This window comes from Paenibacillus taiwanensis DSM 18679, from assembly GCF_000425125.1.
GTDB classification, from domain to species: Bacteria; Bacillota; Bacilli; order Paenibacillales; family Paenibacillaceae; genus Paenibacillus_B; species Paenibacillus_B taiwanensis.
The window spans coordinates 996801-1013296 of the sequence record NZ_KE384307.1; the positions used below are offsets into that span (position 1 = coordinate 996801).

The 16496-nt window shown below is 44.2% G+C and carries 15 protein-coding genes; 9 read left to right on the forward strand and 6 right to left on the reverse strand.

From position 1 onward, the window contains the following. Positions 1–39: 39 nt before the first annotated feature. Positions 40–294 carry a hypothetical protein gene (locus tag H509_RS0118515; protein WP_028546395.1) on the reverse strand — a complete coding sequence of 85 codons (255 nt, stop codon included), beginning with the start codon at positions 292–294 and terminating at the stop codon, positions 40–42. Between the two features lie 185 nt (positions 295–479). Between H509_RS0118515 and H509_RS0118520 the strand changes: the two genes are divergently transcribed. Further along, positions 480–1364 carry a divergent polysaccharide deacetylase family protein gene (locus tag H509_RS0118520; protein ID WP_245596144.1) on the forward strand — a complete coding sequence of 295 codons (885 nt, stop codon included), beginning with the start codon at positions 480–482 and terminating at the stop codon, positions 1362–1364. Between the two features lie 63 nt (positions 1365–1427). Here H509_RS0118520 and H509_RS25875 read toward each other — a convergent pair whose 3' ends face one another. Beyond that, positions 1428–2234: an N-acetylmuramoyl-L-alanine amidase family protein gene (locus H509_RS25875; protein ID WP_245596145.1), complete on the reverse strand. Its 807-nt coding sequence runs from the start codon at positions 2232–2234 to the stop codon at positions 1428–1430. Between the two features lie 191 nt (positions 2235–2425). On the opposite strand from H509_RS25875, the gene H509_RS0118530 reads away from it, so the two are divergent. Next, complete coding sequence (locus tag H509_RS0118530; protein WP_028546397.1) at positions 2426–2701, forward strand: YqzE family protein; 276 nt, start codon at positions 2426–2428, stop codon at positions 2699–2701. A 105-nt stretch (positions 2702–2806) separates the two neighbouring features. Here H509_RS0118530 and H509_RS26885 read toward each other — a convergent pair whose 3' ends face one another. From H509_RS26885 to H509_RS0118545, 3 genes are all read right to left on the reverse strand, one after another. Next, positions 2807–3931: a hypothetical protein gene (locus tag H509_RS26885; RefSeq protein WP_028546398.1), complete on the reverse strand. Its 1125-nt coding sequence runs from the start codon at positions 3929–3931 to the stop codon at positions 2807–2809. 238 nt (positions 3932–4169) lie between these two features. Then, positions 4170–5342, reverse strand: coding sequence for a YqhG family protein (locus H509_RS0118540; protein ID WP_028546399.1), 1173 nt, complete (start codon positions 5340–5342; stop codon positions 4170–4172). A gap of 7 nt (positions 5343–5349) precedes the next feature. Continuing rightward, entirely contained in the window at positions 5350–7119 is a 1770-nt protein-coding gene (locus H509_RS0118545; protein WP_028546400.1) for a DEAD/DEAH box helicase, read from the reverse strand. Positions 7120–7511: 392 nt separating this feature from the next. Between H509_RS0118545 and H509_RS0118550 the strand changes: the two genes are divergently transcribed. Then, positions 7512–10148: an adenosylcobalamin-dependent ribonucleoside-diphosphate reductase gene (locus tag H509_RS0118550; RefSeq protein ID WP_425414249.1), complete on the forward strand. Its 2637-nt coding sequence runs from the start codon at positions 7512–7514 to the stop codon at positions 10146–10148. Positions 10149–10512: 364 nt separating this feature from the next. After that, positions 10513–12015 (forward strand): thiol-activated cytolysin family protein, encoded by a 1503-nt coding sequence (locus H509_RS0118555; protein ID WP_028546402.1) that lies wholly within the window; start codon positions 10513–10515, stop codon positions 12013–12015. Between the two features lie 118 nt (positions 12016–12133). Here H509_RS0118555 and H509_RS0118560 read toward each other — a convergent pair whose 3' ends face one another. Further along, complete coding sequence (locus H509_RS0118560; RefSeq protein ID WP_036698100.1) at positions 12134–12598, reverse strand: DinB family protein; 465 nt, start codon at positions 12596–12598, stop codon at positions 12134–12136. 230 nt (positions 12599–12828) lie between these two features. On the opposite strand from H509_RS0118560, the gene H509_RS0118565 reads away from it, so the two are divergent. From H509_RS0118565 to H509_RS0118585, 5 genes are all read left to right on the forward strand, one after another. After that, entirely contained in the window at positions 12829–13212 is a 384-nt protein-coding gene (locus tag H509_RS0118565) for a VOC family protein (RefSeq protein WP_028546404.1), read from the forward strand. Between the two features lie 210 nt (positions 13213–13422). Beyond that, the gene (locus H509_RS0118570) at positions 13423–14151 is read left to right on the forward strand and encodes an amino acid ABC transporter ATP-binding protein (RefSeq protein WP_028546405.1); all 729 of its coding nucleotides are present in this window, start codon (positions 13423–13425) and stop codon (positions 14149–14151) included. 19 nt (positions 14152–14170) lie between these two features. After that, positions 14171–14977 (forward strand): transporter substrate-binding domain-containing protein, encoded by an 807-nt coding sequence (locus H509_RS0118575; RefSeq protein WP_028546406.1) that lies wholly within the window; start codon positions 14171–14173, stop codon positions 14975–14977. Positions 14978–15065: 88 nt separating this feature from the next. Then, the gene (locus tag H509_RS0118580; RefSeq protein ID WP_028546407.1) at positions 15066–15737 is read left to right on the forward strand and encodes an amino acid ABC transporter permease; all 672 of its coding nucleotides are present in this window, start codon (positions 15066–15068) and stop codon (positions 15735–15737) included. After that, a complete protein-coding gene (locus H509_RS0118585) occupies positions 15737–16387 on the forward strand; it encodes an amino acid ABC transporter permease (RefSeq protein WP_028546408.1) in 651 nt (216 codons plus the stop codon). Before H509_RS0118580 ends, H509_RS0118585 begins: the two co-directional genes overlap by 1 nt. Positions 16388–16496: the final 109 nt, after the last annotated feature.

Sequence of the window (16496 nt, forward strand, 5' to 3'; positions counted from 1 at the left end):
TCTCTACAGAGGGGATTTCGTATGTCTGGAAAGGAGAGATTACTCTTCTTTCCAGTCTTCTTTACTTAATTGCTCGTCAATTACATCTACAAAGCGGTTAAAGCAATTACAATAGAAGTCTTTGCGGCAAATTGGGCATGGCATCGTCAACAGACGGTTAATCATTTTCTTGCCATTGTTGTCAAACAAACGAAGCTGTGTTCCGTCATGAAGGGTAAGAACCAACTGAGACAAATTCGTCTCGGGATTATGGTCTGACAACTGTGCTCTCTTTACAATTGGTTGATAGGACATCTTCATTATCACCTGCACTCTACTTTTTTGCGTACTTATCATCTTAGGGGAATTGCGGATGCTTGTCAATTGGCAAGCAATCATCGCCATTGTACGCATGATTATTGTTACATTTGGTACATATTAAGAACAGCACAACGCATCATATATTATAACCCAAAACAGGGCTGAATGGAGGGGCAGAAATGAGCGATTTAAAAAACATGGTAAAAGGCGTTATTGCGCAAAATAAGGTTCAAAGCAAGGTCTGGTTTCTGTTAAAGGTCGGTACAGGAGTGCTAGCTATCATTATTGCGCTGATGGCTTGTGTGCCTAAGATAGTAGCGGCAGATGAAGTGCTTGTGCATAAAAAGGTGAATTTGCAACAGGTATCTAGCTTGTCGCCTGTTCAAGAAAAGAAGAAATCGGTAGCTATAGTTATTGATGATTTTGGCAATAAGATGAAAGGGACCGAGCTGATGCTAAAGCTGCCGGTTCATATTACGGTAGCAGTTATGCCCTTTTTGCAAACCTCAGTTGCAGATGCGGTGCTTGCCCATCAGATGGGACATGAGGTGATCGTACATATGCCGATGGAGCCGAAGTCGGGGAAAGCAAGCTGGCTCGGACCAGGTGCTATTTTGGCATCCCAATCGGATGAGGAGATCGAGAAAAGGATCCGTGCGGCCATTGATGCTGTTCCGCATGCGGTCGGGATGAATAATCACATGGGCTCCAAAATAACGGGAGACAAACGTATAATGCGAGTTGTACTGCGTGTTATTAAGGAGAAGGGGATGTATTTTCTGGACAGCAAGACAAATTATCGCTCCGTTATCGAGGAAGTTGCGAACGAAATAGGTGTTCCTGTTGTGAACAATCAAATATTTTTGGATGACGTTTATTCTGAGGCACATGTCACCAAGCAATTTAGTAAAGTGCTGGAGCAGCTTAAATCTAGCAAGGCCTGCATCACGATCGGTCACGTTGGAGCGGGTGGACTAAAGACGGCTGCCGTCCTTCATCGTCAAGTTCCCCAAGTGATGAAGGACGTACAGTTCGTCCGTATTTCTGAATTAGTAAAAAAGTAAGAACCAGGCGGTGGCTTATTGCAGGAATGTGGCATACAAGTAATAGCCACTAACCCCTGTCAATTATGAAAAAGTGGCGTAATACTGGATAATGGCATCACAAATTCGTTGTGCGATAGCAGATTGGCCTGCGCTGCTTGTGAGCAGCAACCGATCTTGTTCATTGCTAATAAATCCAGTTTCTACAATTACTGCGGGCTGCTGCACTTTACGCAGCAAATAATACTTATTTCCGGCTTCGGGAAGCATAACTTTTTGAAATAAGGGATTTAGCTGCTGCTGGATCAAAGTAGCAAGCAGCCTGCTCCGCCCTTCTTCTTGATGTAATACAATAGGCCCGCGTGCAGCCTGGTTTTTGCCCCAATTGACGTGCAGGCTCACATAAATGGAGACGGGTACCTCTTCGCTTAGCTGGCGTCGCTGCGCTAAGTCCTTCCGATGTCTTGAGCGTGTAACTGACCAGCGATTATCATCACTTAAAGCGTAGTCTCCCGTTCGATTTAAGACAGCTGGAATGTTTTTGCTTTTTAACAACAAATACAACTTTTGAGCGATGGCCAAGTTAATATCTTTTTCCAAAACGTTCTCATGAACAGTTCCACCGTCAATCCCCCCGTGACCAGCATCAATAAGCACAAAGGGGTGAGGAAATACATGAGTAATATGCTGATGGGCTTCGTCGGTATCAAAACTTGCTTGTTGTTCATTTGTCATGTGATTCATAAAAGTTGGCGACTGGGCGTCGTAGGCGCCGACAGCAGAGGCCATAGAAGCCGCAGAAGTTGCCAAAGCTACAGAAGCCACAAATAGGGCATTAACACTGAACAGGACAGTAATGCAGGTTAAAACAAATGTCTGGGGGTAACGCATGGAACATGACCTCTTTTCCACATAACCTTGTCTTGGGCGTTATGTCGTATCGTGCACGAATAAGAATTAAGCCATACCCAGCGTATATTGGAAACAAGGTTTTTTGGTTGAATGACGTAATCACGTTTAAAATAGGAGAGGAAAGCTCACACTAGAAGCAAAAGAAGTCATTCGGATTCGGAGGAATGTACATGTCAAAGCGTGATGACTTGATTAAGTATATTACACAACGCGTAGTGACCTATATCGATGAGCCCAAGGAACAACGGAGCGAGCGCAGGCTTGAACGCAAGCACCAACAGCGAGAGCATTGGTTAGTACGTTGGTTCGGATTATTGCCATTTAGTATGAAGATGATGGCTGGAGACTGGAGGCATGCGGGACAACCCTTCGTGAAGCGGATTACAAAAGTTGTGGAGCGAATCCGTCGTACTGGCAAATGGGGAAAGGGAAAAACGTTGTCATGAATTGGAACATCAGTAACAGAAATATTATGAACAGGTAAAGGCATGCTCCGTATAAATAAGGGGCACGCCTTTTTTTGATACGATTAAAAGTTTGGGGGGCAAGTGTTACTGAACAGGTGTAATATAACCAGTTGTTAATGCTAATGGCTCTGCAATGAAGCGGATACAAGCTGCTCCAGAAGAGGATACTGCCGCATAGGAAGCGGCAAATGTCTGGCCATCTGTCCATCCCTGCTTGCCGACCAGTGCATAAGGCAGATTTATCGTTCCGCTGTTGTAGGGGCGTGACTGAACGTAGATCCAAGGAGAAGTTTGTAGATCAGGGTTCCAATGATTGAGCCACTCTAATGCTTTTTTTCCGTTTAATTGCTGTTTTCCGTTCATCCATTGAATATTGTCGTAAGGGTCAAAATTGGATTTGATTACGACCGGATCGTCTGGCGTTAGCCTTGGATTGGATATAACTCCAGTCCATGTGCCAAGGTTTTCTGAGCGTGCTGATAACGCCGCAGATGTGACTTGCAGACGGGGGGAGTTTTTAAACCGACTAAATGACTGCTCAAATGGAGTCATTTCTAACTCCTCTGGTAGCTGCTCGCCAGTTTCTGCATCCAGAAGCACGCTTTCCTTGCCGTTATGTACGCGCCACATGGCGATCAAAGGCGGAGCATATAACGGGCTGATTTCCAGTTTGTCGCCCTCCCAGCCTAGTGTATGAATCGCTTCCGATAGAACGGTTTGATCATAGGGGAGTCGAGCGCCTACTCCATACTCAGTTAACAAGTAATCGTTGTCTGGTGTTGCATAAATGATCAAATATCCCACCGTTTTGTTAGATGAACTTAACACATTTACTAGCCAGCCATGCGTGCCTGGCCCAAGCGGCTGTACATCGGTCTTAGCAAGCTTCCACGAAGAGAACGGCTGATGCTGTGACAGTCTTTGCACGGTCTGCTCAATGGTCTCCTGTAAAGAAAGACGGGGAGCAATTCGATATTGTGTCGCGGCGGGGATGTTCGCAGGCTTTTGATGTCGTATGGTGAAAGTTCCGTCGCGTAATTGGTTGGGAATGCTGGCTTGGTGTGACGTCGGTAGGTTAAGTTCAATGCGGGCCGGTAGTTGTATGGACTCCGAGCCCGTCACGATGACATATGATAATCCTGCGGATACAACAGCAGTTATCGCCGCAGCACATGTTAAGCGAACGAAGTGGTTCCACCAATGGTTCATGTTCAAGCACCTCATTTCTTGGCAACCTAATAGAATATTAATGGTTTACCCTATTTATGCTAACTTAACACCATTTTATCGAAGCTATTTTTAAAAGACTGTCGCTTTAAGGCCAATATACAGCTTGTTTTAGCAACTATTTTTGCCGTTCTGTGGCGGTTCAAGGCAATTGGTTATGAAAGCCAGATCGTGCGAAACGAGAACTGTCGCATTATGCGAGCATAGTGAAAAAAACGGCTCAACCATTCAAGCCGGAGGGCAAATGAAGGAGAGCCGTATTTATAACGCTAAGCGTGATTCTAGGTTCAAACTGCCATCGAATCTCGTTGCAGCGTATTTCAAATTGCTCGCGCGCCGAGCGAGTTTGTGGCGCTAATGGCTCTTGGGCAGTTGCAGAATGATCTGACTGCTGCTCATGCAAGGGGTCAAGCTGCTGTAACATGCTGTCAAGCGAAGCGCGCGGCGGAGGCAGTTCAACAGCTAACGGCTGCTCTTCTGCTGCAAAATCCGCAGCATCTGTAGAAGCCGTATCGGATTTCATCGCTTCTTCCTCTTGCTTGATCAGTGGCTCATAATAAGCAGCTAATCGTTCCCATTCTTCATCGAGCCGCTCACTTGCTTCTATCGCCCAGCTCATATCATAATCAGCCGCCAACTGTCGAATACGTTGCTCTACGAGTTGAACCGCTTGTTCGAGTGTAAATCGCCAAGTCATCGTGTGTACGTTTGCAGGCAGCTTTGGCGTCAATTGTCGATCTTTAACCAGCTCCATAAAATGAGGATGAATCGTTCCACTCACAAGGGAGACGCCGAATGAATGAAGCTCCTCCCGTTTGAGATCACACGCAAACTCTAGCTTTACATTTAGCAATAAATAAGGCTCGTAAGCTAAAGAGCGACGCTGCCCACGTCCTGTATAAGCTGTGCTGCTTTCTTCGAACAAGGAGAGGTAACGTCCTCCTTGTAAGGCCGCTTGCATAATTTGTTCCAGTCGTTGACTACCAAAGGTCACATTATCTTTAGGAATACGACCGACTCCTCCTCCACCGCCTGTAAATGCAGGTGCAACGCCAAAGTAGCGCTGCATAATGCTGTCACCAGTACCTACAGCTTCACCGACGGCAGGCGGCAGCGGAACTGATTCGGTAACAGGGGCGGTCACATAACTGACAGGACCCCGACTCGCCTCAGGTGGCATCCTAGCGGGATCAAACACAAATGTAAACCGCATCGTCTCCGCCTCAGCCCCTGTCCGGTCAACAAAGCCCCAATAATAGGGCCGGTTTGTTAACACACGATCTGCTTGTTCGGACAGCTTTACCGTGACATAAGCCGGTGTTTTCTCAATAATATGACACGCTGTTGATTCCAAATACCTCATGACGAAGCGGGTAATTTGTTCCGTATCCATATGCTAACTAAGCCTCCGCTTCCGTACCAAATCGTTGCAAAAATGACTGTACTTCACGCTGCTGCTTGCTACTAGCGGTAATGTCCACCTCATTATGCAGTTGTGCTCGAATTTCATTAAGGGATTGTCCAAGTGAATCAACCTGCTTACGCACTTCTTCTTCATTATCGGCTTCAAGTAAAATACGAGACAAGCTGCGCTCCAAGCTATCTTGTTCTTCAAACCGCTCCAATATCATATCCAAGCTGCCGATAACCATTTCAAACATATTAATTTTTTCGTGTAATAAATTCAAAATATGCTCCTCAATGGTACCTTTGGTAGACAAATTATAAATTTTGACGTCATGCATCTGCCCAAGTCGATGGACTCTGCCAATACGCTGTTCTACCCGCATCGGATTCCAGGGGAGGTCAAAGTTAATCATATGGTGGCAAAATTGCAAATTAATGCCTTCTCCCCCGGCTTCTGTAGCTATCATCACCTGTGCACGCCCTCGAAACAGATCCATCATCCAATCCTTTTTGCCACGATTCATCCCTCCCCGATAAGGTACAGCGACGAGTCCACGATCACGGAAATATTGCAGCAAATATTCTTGAGTAGCACGATATTCTGTAAAAAGAATAACCTTCTCGTTCATGCCCTGAATTAATTGCATCGCCGTTTCGGCTTTTGTGTTGGATTTAATTCGTTTAATAAGGTCTACTAGTTCCCATATTCGTTCACGTACAGGCGAATTTTCTGCTAATTTCTTAGACAGATTAACAAGTGTTAAAAAAACGGCGTCTCTGCTGGAACAGACTTCTCGCTGTAATGTGATCAATGAGAACATGCTGCCAACATCAGCGACGTTGGACTGGTATTGTTCCCGAATGAACTGTGTTACGCCATCATATAAAGCTTTCTCGTCTGATGAGAGTGTCAAGGGCACATTTTTAACGATACGCTTCGTAAAATGAACGTTACCTTCTCCACGCCGGTTGCGGATCATCACCTTCGATAGCTCAGATTGCAAAACCGTTTCGTTTTTAGGAACACGTTTGTCTGTCACATAGTTAGTGCTAAAGTCTCCTTGGGCGCCTAATTGACCAGGCTTCAGGAGCGTTATGAGATTATATAACTCGTTCATATCGTTCTGCACCGGTGTAGCTGTCAGCAGCAGGCAATATTTTTTTCGTAGTTGAGTAACGAATTGATAATTAGTCGTTTTACGATTTTTTAGCTTGTGTGCTTCATCAATGACAAGCATGTCATATTCCTGATCCAGCAGAATGGAGCGGTGTGGGTCGCGTTTAGCCGTATCCATAGATGCGACTACGACACCGGAGTGCCAATGATACTCTTTCTTCTGGGCGACGGCTGGTATGCCGAACTTATGATTAAGCTCGCGTACCCATTGCAGTACAAGCGAAGCGGGTACAAGAATGAGGGCCCGTTTCACGAGCCCGCGGATCATATATTCCTTAATAACAAGGCCAGCTTCAATTGTTTTGCCAAGTCCTACTTCATCTGCAAGAATCGCACGTCCACGCATCTCGTGCAGCACTTTGCGGGCGGTAGAGAGCTGATGAGGCAAAGGTTCGACATTCGTCAAGTGTGTTAAGCACTGCAACTCATCAAAAGATCGGATAAGCTTAGCTTGCTCCGCTTCATAAGCAAGTTGGAACAAGGTCCAGTCATCCCACGGACCATTACGATCGATACGTAGCTGCATCGTCTCCATCCAACTGCGGTCAAAGTGAAACGGTACGTGTTCGTCTGCGCTTAACGTCATTTTTTCATTTTTCACGAGGTGGACCTCCTTGCTTTGGTGCCATGTAATGTACGTTTAGTATGGTCTATATTTATACAAATCATAACTTTGGACATTTTTGGCGAAGTATAAATACATAATGGTTACTACGTTAACGAAGGCGTATGTCAAATGCCAAAAAGGCTGAATGAGAGAGCATAATAGAGAGACGATAAGGGAGGGGGGAGACGAGGTCGTTTCTTTTAAGAATATCCTTGTTTAATCATTCGTAATTCTATATGTTGTGTAGTAAAATGATCAACGCATACTATATATTGTGTGTCTTACATACGTTATGAGCTGAAAATGATGTGTGTTTCATGTTGTTTATTTCGTCCATTTTGTGACACAGGAGGTTGTTTGTATTGGATACTATGAAGAAAGCACAGCGCTTGGCAGGACTGAGCGAAAAAATATTTTTGGATCGATATGCGTGGAAGGACGCGGATACGAATCATACCCAAATAGGGGACGTCGTTCTTGTATTAACGAAGGATGATCCTAAGTTTCCGGCTAAGGAAGTCGGTGAAGTTATTGCTCGTGATGGACGTCATGTGACCGTGAAGACACGGGGTGGCGAAGTGGTGCATACGACGATAGAGAAATTAACACTTACAATCGAGAAGACACCAGAGGAAATGTGGGATCGCTTAGCAGCCGCAATGGCATCAGTAGAAGCAACACCCGAAAAGCAAGCAGAGTGGACGGATCGTTTCAGATATATGCTGGATGATTGGAAGCTGGTTCCTGGAGGCCGAATAGCGGCTGGCGCTGGGGCTAGCGAGGAACTGACATTGTTTAATTGTTATGTCATACCATCGCCTAAAGACAGTCGCGGGGGTATTATGGAAACGTTGTCGGAGATGACAGAGATAATGGCACGCGGAGGCGGCGTTGGCATTAACTTGAGTTCATTGCGTCCACATCGTGCGATCGTTCGGGGGGTGAATGGCTCCTCAAGTGGTTCGGTATCCTGGGGAGGCTTGTTCAGCTATACGACGGGTTTGATCGAACAGGGGGGAAGCCGTCGTGGTGCACTCATGCTGATGATTAATGATTGGCATCCGGACGTACTCGATTTTATTACTGTCAAGCAAACGGCAGGACAAGTTACAAATGCGAATTTGTCTGTTTGTGTCAGCAACGCTTTTATGAAGGCTGTAAAGGAAGACTTGGAATGGGAATTGGTATTTCCGGATACGTCTGATGGTGACTATGATGAGATTTGGGACGGAGATTTGGATAAATGGAAGCAAGCGGGTAAACCTGTCATTCCATATCGCAAAGTGCGCGCCAGAGAAATTTGGCATACGATTATTGAATCCGCCTGGAAGTCGGCTGAGCCAGGCGTCGTATTTATGGAATACTACAACCAAATGTCAAACAGCTGGTATTTTAATCCGATTATTTGCACGAATCCGTGTGGTGAGCAAGGATTGCCAGCTTGGGGAGTTTGCAACTTGTCAGCCCTGAACTTGTCGAAATTTTACGATGAGGAACGCCATGATGTAGCGTGGGATGAGCTGGCACGGGTAACAAGGGATGCCGTTCGTTTCTTGGATAATGTAATTGACAAGACACCGTATCATTTTGAGAAAAATCGTGTAAATCAGCAGACAGAGCGGCGAGTTGGCCTCGGCTCTATGGGCTTGGCAGAGCTGATGATTAAGCTCGGCATTCGTTATGGCAGCGCGGAATCATTAGATTTTTTAGATCGAATTTACAGCTTTATCGCTCGTGAATCGTACTTGGCCTCCGCCGAAATTGCAAGCGAGAAAGGTTCGTTCCAGGCATTTGATGCAGAATTGTATGTACAGAGCGGATTTATGAAAACGATGATTGAAACCTTCCCAGAAGTAGGACAGGCGATTAAGGAAAAGGGAATGCGCAACGTCACGGTCATTACTCAGGCGCCAACAGGCTCTACCGGTACAATGGTAGGGACATCAACAGGCATTGAGCCGTACTTTGCATTTAAATATTTCCGCCAAAGCCGGCTTGGATTTGACGAGCAGTTTGTACCGATTGCACAGCAGTGGCTGGATGCTAATCCAGGGCAACAACTGCCTGATTACTTTATAACAGCGATGGATTTGTCCGCGGAAGATCATATTCGTGCACAAGCGGCGATTCAGCGTTGGGTGGATAGCTCAATCTCGAAGACGGCCAACTGTCCGCATGACTTTACGGTGGAAGAGACGAAACGTTTGTATGAGCTCGCATTTGACCTTGGCTGTAAAGGGGTAACAATCTACCGCGACGGCAGCCGTGATGTTCAGGTGCTGACGACACAGAAGCAGGAAGCGAAGACCGAAGATGCCGCACAGTCGGCAGATGCAGCACAAGTGGCAGAGAACAAGGCCATTGGTGTGTCGGCAGCATCTCCTTCCGCACCAACTGTTCCGGTTGATGCTGCCACTACGGCAGTGGCAGCAGGTACTGTAGGCTACATGCGTCGGCCACAAGTGCTTCGTGGTGCGACCTACAAAATTAATACGCCATTTGGTATGGCTTATATTACGATAAACGATTATGAAGAAACGCCAGTTGAAATCTTCTTAAATGTAGGCAAAGCTGGCTCCGATGTGTTTGCAATGGCAGAAGCACTTGGTCGCGTAAGTTCTTTGTTCCTTCGTTATGGTGACCACGGCAATAAAGTTGAACTGCTGATCAAACACTTAAAAGGTATCGGCGGTTCCGGAGCAATCGGCTTTGGCGCAAATCGCGTCGAGTCCATTGCTGATGCTGTGGCGAAGGCGTTGGAAACACACCTTGCCGAAGCCAGTGTCACCGCCGCTGCGATCGAGTCTGCACCGATCGCGGCTACAATTGAAGCACCAGCAGCTTCCTCGCTTGCTGCAGCGGAAACCTTACACGCAGACCCGCTTGTTATGCATGCGCAGGTGCGGGTGGAATCGCGCGATCTATGCCCATCGTGTGGCTCAGCCTCGCTGTTAAACGTAGAGGGCTGTAAGACGTGCGCGAACTGCGGTTACAGCCGCTGCAATTGAGTGTGAACAATGAGGCATATTTACAACTTTGTAGCTAAATTGAGGAGTTATTCCAAATATTATATAGCTCTGTCACTAGTCCGCAAGCGGATGTACACATGTAAAACATAGTAGATGTGGGACAAAATTTTTTAACTTGCACGGCAACATAAATGTTATGTTGTCGTGTTTTTTGTTGTTATAGAACTTTCAGGTCATCAAACGAAAGAAGTAGGGAGTAATGTTCTTAGGTGTCATCTTTTGTAAATATTAAAATTGGGTTTATTTACTTACATATGATCATATAAAAATATAATAATTTTGTGTGAACATACCGATAAATCTAGTACAGCACGACATTTTACACAATAAAGGGGAAGGTTTTATGGGAATTCCAAAAAGAAGGCAAGGAACAAAATGGCTCGTCAGTCTATTAGTAGGTTTACAGGTGCTCACTTATTCGGGTGTATCCTTCGCAGCACCAAATGAACTCCACGATATAGACAGCGGGATTGCGAACCTCCATTACAATCGTAATGAAGTGTTAGCTGTAAAAGGGGATCAAATTAGTAGTTTTGTTCCTAAAGAAGGTCGTCAATCCAATGGTAAATTTATTGTAGTTGAACGCGACAAAAAATCACTCACAACTTCACCCGTAGATATCTCCATTATTGACTCCATCACAAATCGAACTTACCCAGGTGCCATTCAGCTAGCAAATCAGGATTTTGCCGATAATCAGCCTAGTTTACTTATGGCAAAAAGACAACCGTTAGATATTAGTATTGATCTGCCCGGCTTAAAAAGTGAAAATACAATAACGGTTCAAAATCCGAACTACAGCAGTGTTTCTGGCGCTGTTGATCAGCTCGTATCGACTTGGAGTGAAAAGTATTCCGGTACGCATACACTGCCTGCCAGATTACAGTATGCGGAATCTATGGTATATAGTAAAAATCAAATTTCGAGTGCATTAAATGTGAATGCTCAAGTGCTTAACGGTACACTTGGAATCGACTTTAATGCGGTTGCAAGCGGCGAGAAAAAGGTGATGATTGCGGCTTATAAGCAAATCTTCTATACGGTTAGTGCAGCACTTCCTAACAACCCGTCGGAGTTGTTTGATAACAGTGTCACGTTTGCTGAGTTGGTCCGAAAAGGAGTAAGCAACGAGACTCCGCCACTCATGGTGTCTAACGTATCATATGGCAGAACCATCTACGTCAAATTAGAAACGACCTCAAAGAGTAGTGATGTTCAAACCGCATTTAAATTGTTGCTCAACAATCCGAGTGTCCAAACTAGTGGTCAATACAAAGATATTTATGAAAACAGCTCATTTACTGCTGTCGTCCTAGGCGGCGATGCGCAAACACATAACCAGGTCGTCACAAAAGACTTTAATGTCATTCAAAGTGTAATTAAAGACAATGCTCAATACAGCACCAAGAACCCGGCTTATCCTATTTCTTATACTAGTGTCTTCCTAAAAGATAATTCCATAGCAGCGGTTCACAACAATACCGAGTATATCGAAACTAAAACGACGGAATATACAAAAGGTAAAATAACACTTGACCATAGCGGCGCGTATGTAGCTCAGTTCGAAGTGTCTTGGGACGAATTTACGTATGACGAAAATGGACAAGAAGTTATTACTCCTAAAACGTGGGAAGGCAGCGGTCGAAATAGAACTGCCCATTTCTCGACAGAGATCCCACTTCCGCCTAATGCCAAGAACATAAAAATATTCGCAAAAGAATGCACAGGTCTCGCTTGGGAATGGTGGAGAACCATTATAGATGAAACTAACGTGCCGTTAACTAGCAATATAAAAGTTTCGATTTGGGGAACAACGTTGTATCCGTCAACATCCATCAGTCAATAGGAAGTAGTAATTTAGAAAATCTCCCTTTACCAAAGGGGAGATTTTCTTTTTATGTTGAAGGCGCACTGGAAGAGAACCGTCCATTAGGTAGGCGGTTCATCACACTATCGTTCAGCGTTTATTTAACATCTTGAAACAATCCTCTGCCAATAACATTTGCTGATATCGGGTTAATCCCCATTTCTCTCACCCATACCGAGAGTTGGCCCATATGATGAATTTCATGTGCAATTACATGACGTAATATTTCACCTTTAGTATAACGTTCTTCCGACCACGGAACGGTCACAATGTCTCTATCAAAATCATCGGACCATGTTTGCAGAAATGCTTTAGTTTCATGAAGCCAACGATCAGAAAGTTCCTTTACATGTTGGAGTGTCATATCGTTCTTGTATTGTACTTGAATATCTGGCTTACCTTGTATGCCACGAATCCAACTGTACTCCACATCCGAAATATGGAACAGCGTATACAGAATGCTACCCACACCACCTATTCGATTACGCAGCAATTCCTCTGTTGGCATTTGTTTGCATAGCTCAAACCATTCCTCTCTTATCATCCAGTTATACTGAAACATCGTTATCAACTTTATCGCCCCTTGTCTAAAGACTTCATTCTATTAATTATAGAACAAATGTTCGTTCTTGTCTATAATTAACCAATTTTATTTTCCAGGTTAGTCTCAATTTATTCCTATTTCTGCTATGAGTTCGAGAATAAACAACTGGATTTATTATTATAATCAGTATAAAATTCATTTTAATTATGAAACTAAGTTTCGTCTAATGGAACTAAAGGAGAGATTAAATGGCTTATTATTTCTATGGACTTGACCACGTTCAACTGGCAGCCCCGGAAGGTTGCGAAGCAGTTGCACGGAGTTTTTTTAATCATGTATTGGGCTGGACGGAGATTCCAAAACCTGAAACGCTAAAAAAACGTGGTGGTGTTTGGTTTCGATGTGGTACTCATCAAGTACACATCGGCGTACAAAAAGATTTTGTTCCCGCTACAAAAGCTCACCCAGCATTTCACGTACATAACTTAGATGAATTCCGTAATTATTTGCGTCAAAACAATATTCAAATAATAGATGATGGAACAAGGGCTGATGAAGGAGTAAGACGCTTCTATTTAAACGACCCCTTTGGAAATCGACTTGAATTTTTAGAATGGCTTACTCCATTATAAAAAACGATAACCGCAATAGAATATAGTAGCCATCCATATTTTGTTTGCAGCCTACAGTAGTAAATACGGTAGGTTTTTTTATTTAATCCGCATGTTCCTCTATATAAATTAAATTTAATTATTAAGTTTTGTAGTATTGTGTAGGTTTTCGTGGGTTGCTAGTTAACTTGGTATAACAATCAATTTCATTCACAGGAGGGAGGGGATTGGATGATTCATTTCCACCAGATTAATAAGCATTACGGTCCTTACCATGTGTTAAAAGATATAAATTTATCGGTCAAGCAAGGTGAGGTTGTCGTTGTGATCGGCCCGAGCGGCTCTGGAAAAAGCACATTGGTGCGTTGTATAAACCGCTTGGAGTGGGTGACTGATGGTGAATTGATAGTGGACGGCATGCGTGTAAATGACAAGTCTATTGATATTAACAAATTGCGTCGTCACATCGGGATGGTGTTCCAACATTTTAACTTATACCCGCATAAGACTGTAATGCAAAATATTACGCTTGCGCCTATACAAGTAGCAGGCATGTCAAAGCAAGAGGCCGAAGAAGCCGCGATGGTAAACCTTGACAAAGTAGGCATTGCTGATAAAGCAAACGCGTTTCCGTCCCAGTTGTCCGGCGGTCAGCAGCAGCGTGTTGCGATCGCGCGTGGACTGGCCATGAAGCCTAAAATTATGTTGTTTGACGAGCCTACCTCCGCATTAGATCCGGAAACGATTGGCGAAGTGCTTGATGTTATGCGCAAGCTCGCACAGGAGGGAATGACGATGGTTGTCGTCACTCACGAAATGGGGTTTGCGAAAGAAGTGGCCGATCGCATCGTATTTATGGATCAAGGCACAATTATTGAAGAGGCGGAGCCGGCACAATTTTTCACACAACCACGCGAAGAGCGAGCTCGCTTGTTCCTTAGCCGGATATTAAACCATTAATGATAAAGGAGAGTTGGTTATGAAATTGTGGAGTAAAATGATCGGATTATCGTTAGTCGCCGCATTTGTTGTAAGCGCTTTAATGGGGTGCGCAAAGCAAGCCTCCGAAGCCGAAGGGACAATTGCCAAAATTAAAAAGCAAGGTAAAATCATTGCAGGAGTCAAGTATGATTTGAATTTATTCGGACTAAAGGACCCTGCTAGTGGACAAGTGCAAGGTTTAGATATCGATATTGCGAAGCAGATCGCAAAGAAAGTTCTCGGGGATGAACATGCAATCGAATTTATGGAAGTAACCTCAAAAACACGGATTCCTATGCTTAAAAATGGAGACATCGATATGATTGTGGCGACCATGACCATTACGGAAGAGAGAAAAAAGGAAATTGATTTCTCGGACGTCTATTTTACAGCGGGACAGTCTTTACTAGTGCCCGTTGACAGCACAATCAACTCAATTAAAGATTTAACGAAAGATGCAAAGGTGCTGACCGCCAAAGGCTCCACATCCGCCAAAAATGTTCGTGAGGCGGTGCCAGACGCGCAGGTAATGGAATTCGAAAACTATGCGGAGGCGTTTACCGCCTTAAAAGCGGGTCAAGGCGCAGCATTAACTACTGATAATGCCCTGCTTTATGGTATGGCACAACAAGATCGTAAGTTTCGCGTGTTAGAGGAGACCTTTACAAAAGAGCCCTATGGTATAGGCGTTCGTAAAGGGGATGAAGAGTTTGCGAAGCTGATCAACGAGACATTAAAGGAATTACAAGATAACGGACAATATGTCGACATCTATGAAAAATGGATTGGAAAAAAACCGAACTAAACGTAAATGAAGGTCGAGGGGATAAGCGCACATCGCTCTTCTCCTCTTTCTAGTTCGTGAAGATAACAAGTCTTTAGGAGGTCAACTGATGTTAATTCAATTTTCAGTTCTTACGGAGCATCTCGACCGATACTTGATCGGATTGGGAGGAACTGTTGCGGCAAGTGTTGTTTCCCTCCTTGCGAGCTTTGTGTTAGGCGCTATGATCGCGGTGTTATGTATTACACCTGTGAAGCCACTGCAATGGGTAGGTACCGCCTATGTTGAGTTTTTTCGCAATATACCGCTTATACTTATCGCATTTTTTGTGCTGGTTGGAGTTCCACTATTAACGGGTACTGTTTTGGTGCCGTTTATATCGGGACTTACAGCTTTGACGGTGTACACTTCTGCTTTTATTGCTGAAGCGATTCGTGCTGGAATCCAATCCGTACCTCAAGGTCAGATGGAGGCAGCTCGTTCTTCTGGGCTAACTTATTTGCAAGCGATGCGGTATGTCATTTTGCCACAAGCGGTTAGATTAGTAATTCCTCCGTTAGGCAACCAATTTCTGAATTTGGTAAAAAACTCATCGATATTTACGGTATTGTCTGCATCGGACTTAATGTATCAGGCAGATTTAATTAATTCGGATACGTTTGATACGTTCAGCACTTACATTTTTGCCGCTCTGTTTTACTTGATTTTGACGATCCCACTTAGTTTTGGTATCCGATATTTGGAGCGCCGGTTCCCCCGTGTAAAAGGAGTTGAGGCATAATGGATTTTGTTGGCGCGTGGTCTCCTGTAAATATACAGTTTTTGCTGAGTGGATTTTTGATTACGTTAAAGGTTGCGCTTGTGTCCATTGTGGCTAGCTTTACCATTAGCGTAGTTATCGGTACTGTGCGGTACGCACAGGTGCCTGTGTTCGGAAAGTTATGTGCGGTTATCGTCGAGACTGTTCGCAACTTGCCGCTGCTCTTAATTATTTTTTTTACGTACTTTGCACTGCCTGAGATCGGTATTAAACTTGATAAATTTACAGCAGCGGTCATTGCGCTTGTTATTTTTGAGTCAGCGATGATTTCCGAAATTGTACGAGGGGGGCTAAACGGTGTGGAAAAAGGTCTAACCGAAGCGGGTCGTTCATCAGGCTTAACATCTGTACAGACACTTAAACACATTGTACTGCCCATCGCGCTGCGTCGGATGGTGCCGCCATTGGTAAGTCAATTTATTTCATTACTAAAAGATACATCACTAGCGGTTGTTATTGCACTTCCGGAATTGATGAACCATGTCCAGATCATTAACGGTCATAACATTAATTACGTTATTCCGACGTTTTTGTTTGCTGCATTTTTGTATTTTACAATCAATTATTTACTCTCGATCGTCTCGCGCAAGCTTGAAAATAAACATACTTGAGCATTTTGTATGAACCTGAGCCTCAGTCTCTGCTTTTACAATCTCTTATCTTATTCCTAACATCACTCTGATCTTTTAGTGCTAGCATAAATTATCAACTGTGTTAAGA

Excerpts from the sequence above, each read along its gene's own strand:
- H509_RS0118515 (WP_028546395.1), bottom strand. The coding sequence starts at position 294 with ATGTCCTATCAACCAATTGTAAAGAGAGCACAGTTGTCAGACCATAAT.
- H509_RS0118520 (WP_245596144.1), top strand. The coding sequence starts at position 480 with ATGAGCGATTTAAAAAACATGGTAAAAGGCGTTATTGCGCAAAATAAG.
- H509_RS25875 (WP_245596145.1), bottom strand. The coding sequence starts at position 2,234 with ATGCGTTACCCCCAGACATTTGTTTTAACCTGCATTACTGTCCTGTTC.
- H509_RS0118530 (WP_028546397.1), top strand. The coding sequence starts at position 2,426 with ATGTCAAAGCGTGATGACTTGATTAAGTATATTACACAACGCGTAGTG.
- H509_RS26885 (WP_028546398.1), bottom strand. The coding sequence starts at position 3,931 with ATGAACCATTGGTGGAACCACTTCGTTCGCTTAACATGTGCTGCGGCG.
- H509_RS0118540 (WP_028546399.1), bottom strand. The coding sequence starts at position 5,342 with ATGGATACGGAACAAATTACCCGCTTCGTCATGAGGTATTTGGAATCA.
- H509_RS0118545 (WP_028546400.1), bottom strand. The coding sequence starts at position 7,119 with ATGACGTTAAGCGCAGACGAACACGTACCGTTTCACTTTGACCGCAGT.
- H509_RS0118550 (WP_425414249.1), top strand. The coding sequence starts at position 7,512 with ATGAAGAAAGCACAGCGCTTGGCAGGACTGAGCGAAAAAATATTTTTG.
- H509_RS0118555 (WP_028546402.1), top strand. The coding sequence starts at position 10,513 with ATGGGAATTCCAAAAAGAAGGCAAGGAACAAAATGGCTCGTCAGTCTA.
- H509_RS0118560 (WP_036698100.1), bottom strand. The coding sequence starts at position 12,598 with ATGTTTCAGTATAACTGGATGATAAGAGAGGAATGGTTTGAGCTATGC.
- H509_RS0118565 (WP_028546404.1), top strand. The coding sequence starts at position 12,829 with ATGGCTTATTATTTCTATGGACTTGACCACGTTCAACTGGCAGCCCCG.
- H509_RS0118570 (WP_028546405.1), top strand. The coding sequence starts at position 13,423 with ATGATTCATTTCCACCAGATTAATAAGCATTACGGTCCTTACCATGTG.
- H509_RS0118575 (WP_028546406.1), top strand. The coding sequence starts at position 14,171 with ATGAAATTGTGGAGTAAAATGATCGGATTATCGTTAGTCGCCGCATTT.
- H509_RS0118580 (WP_028546407.1), top strand. The coding sequence starts at position 15,066 with ATGTTAATTCAATTTTCAGTTCTTACGGAGCATCTCGACCGATACTTG.
- H509_RS0118585 (WP_028546408.1), top strand. The coding sequence starts at position 15,737 with ATGGATTTTGTTGGCGCGTGGTCTCCTGTAAATATACAGTTTTTGCTG.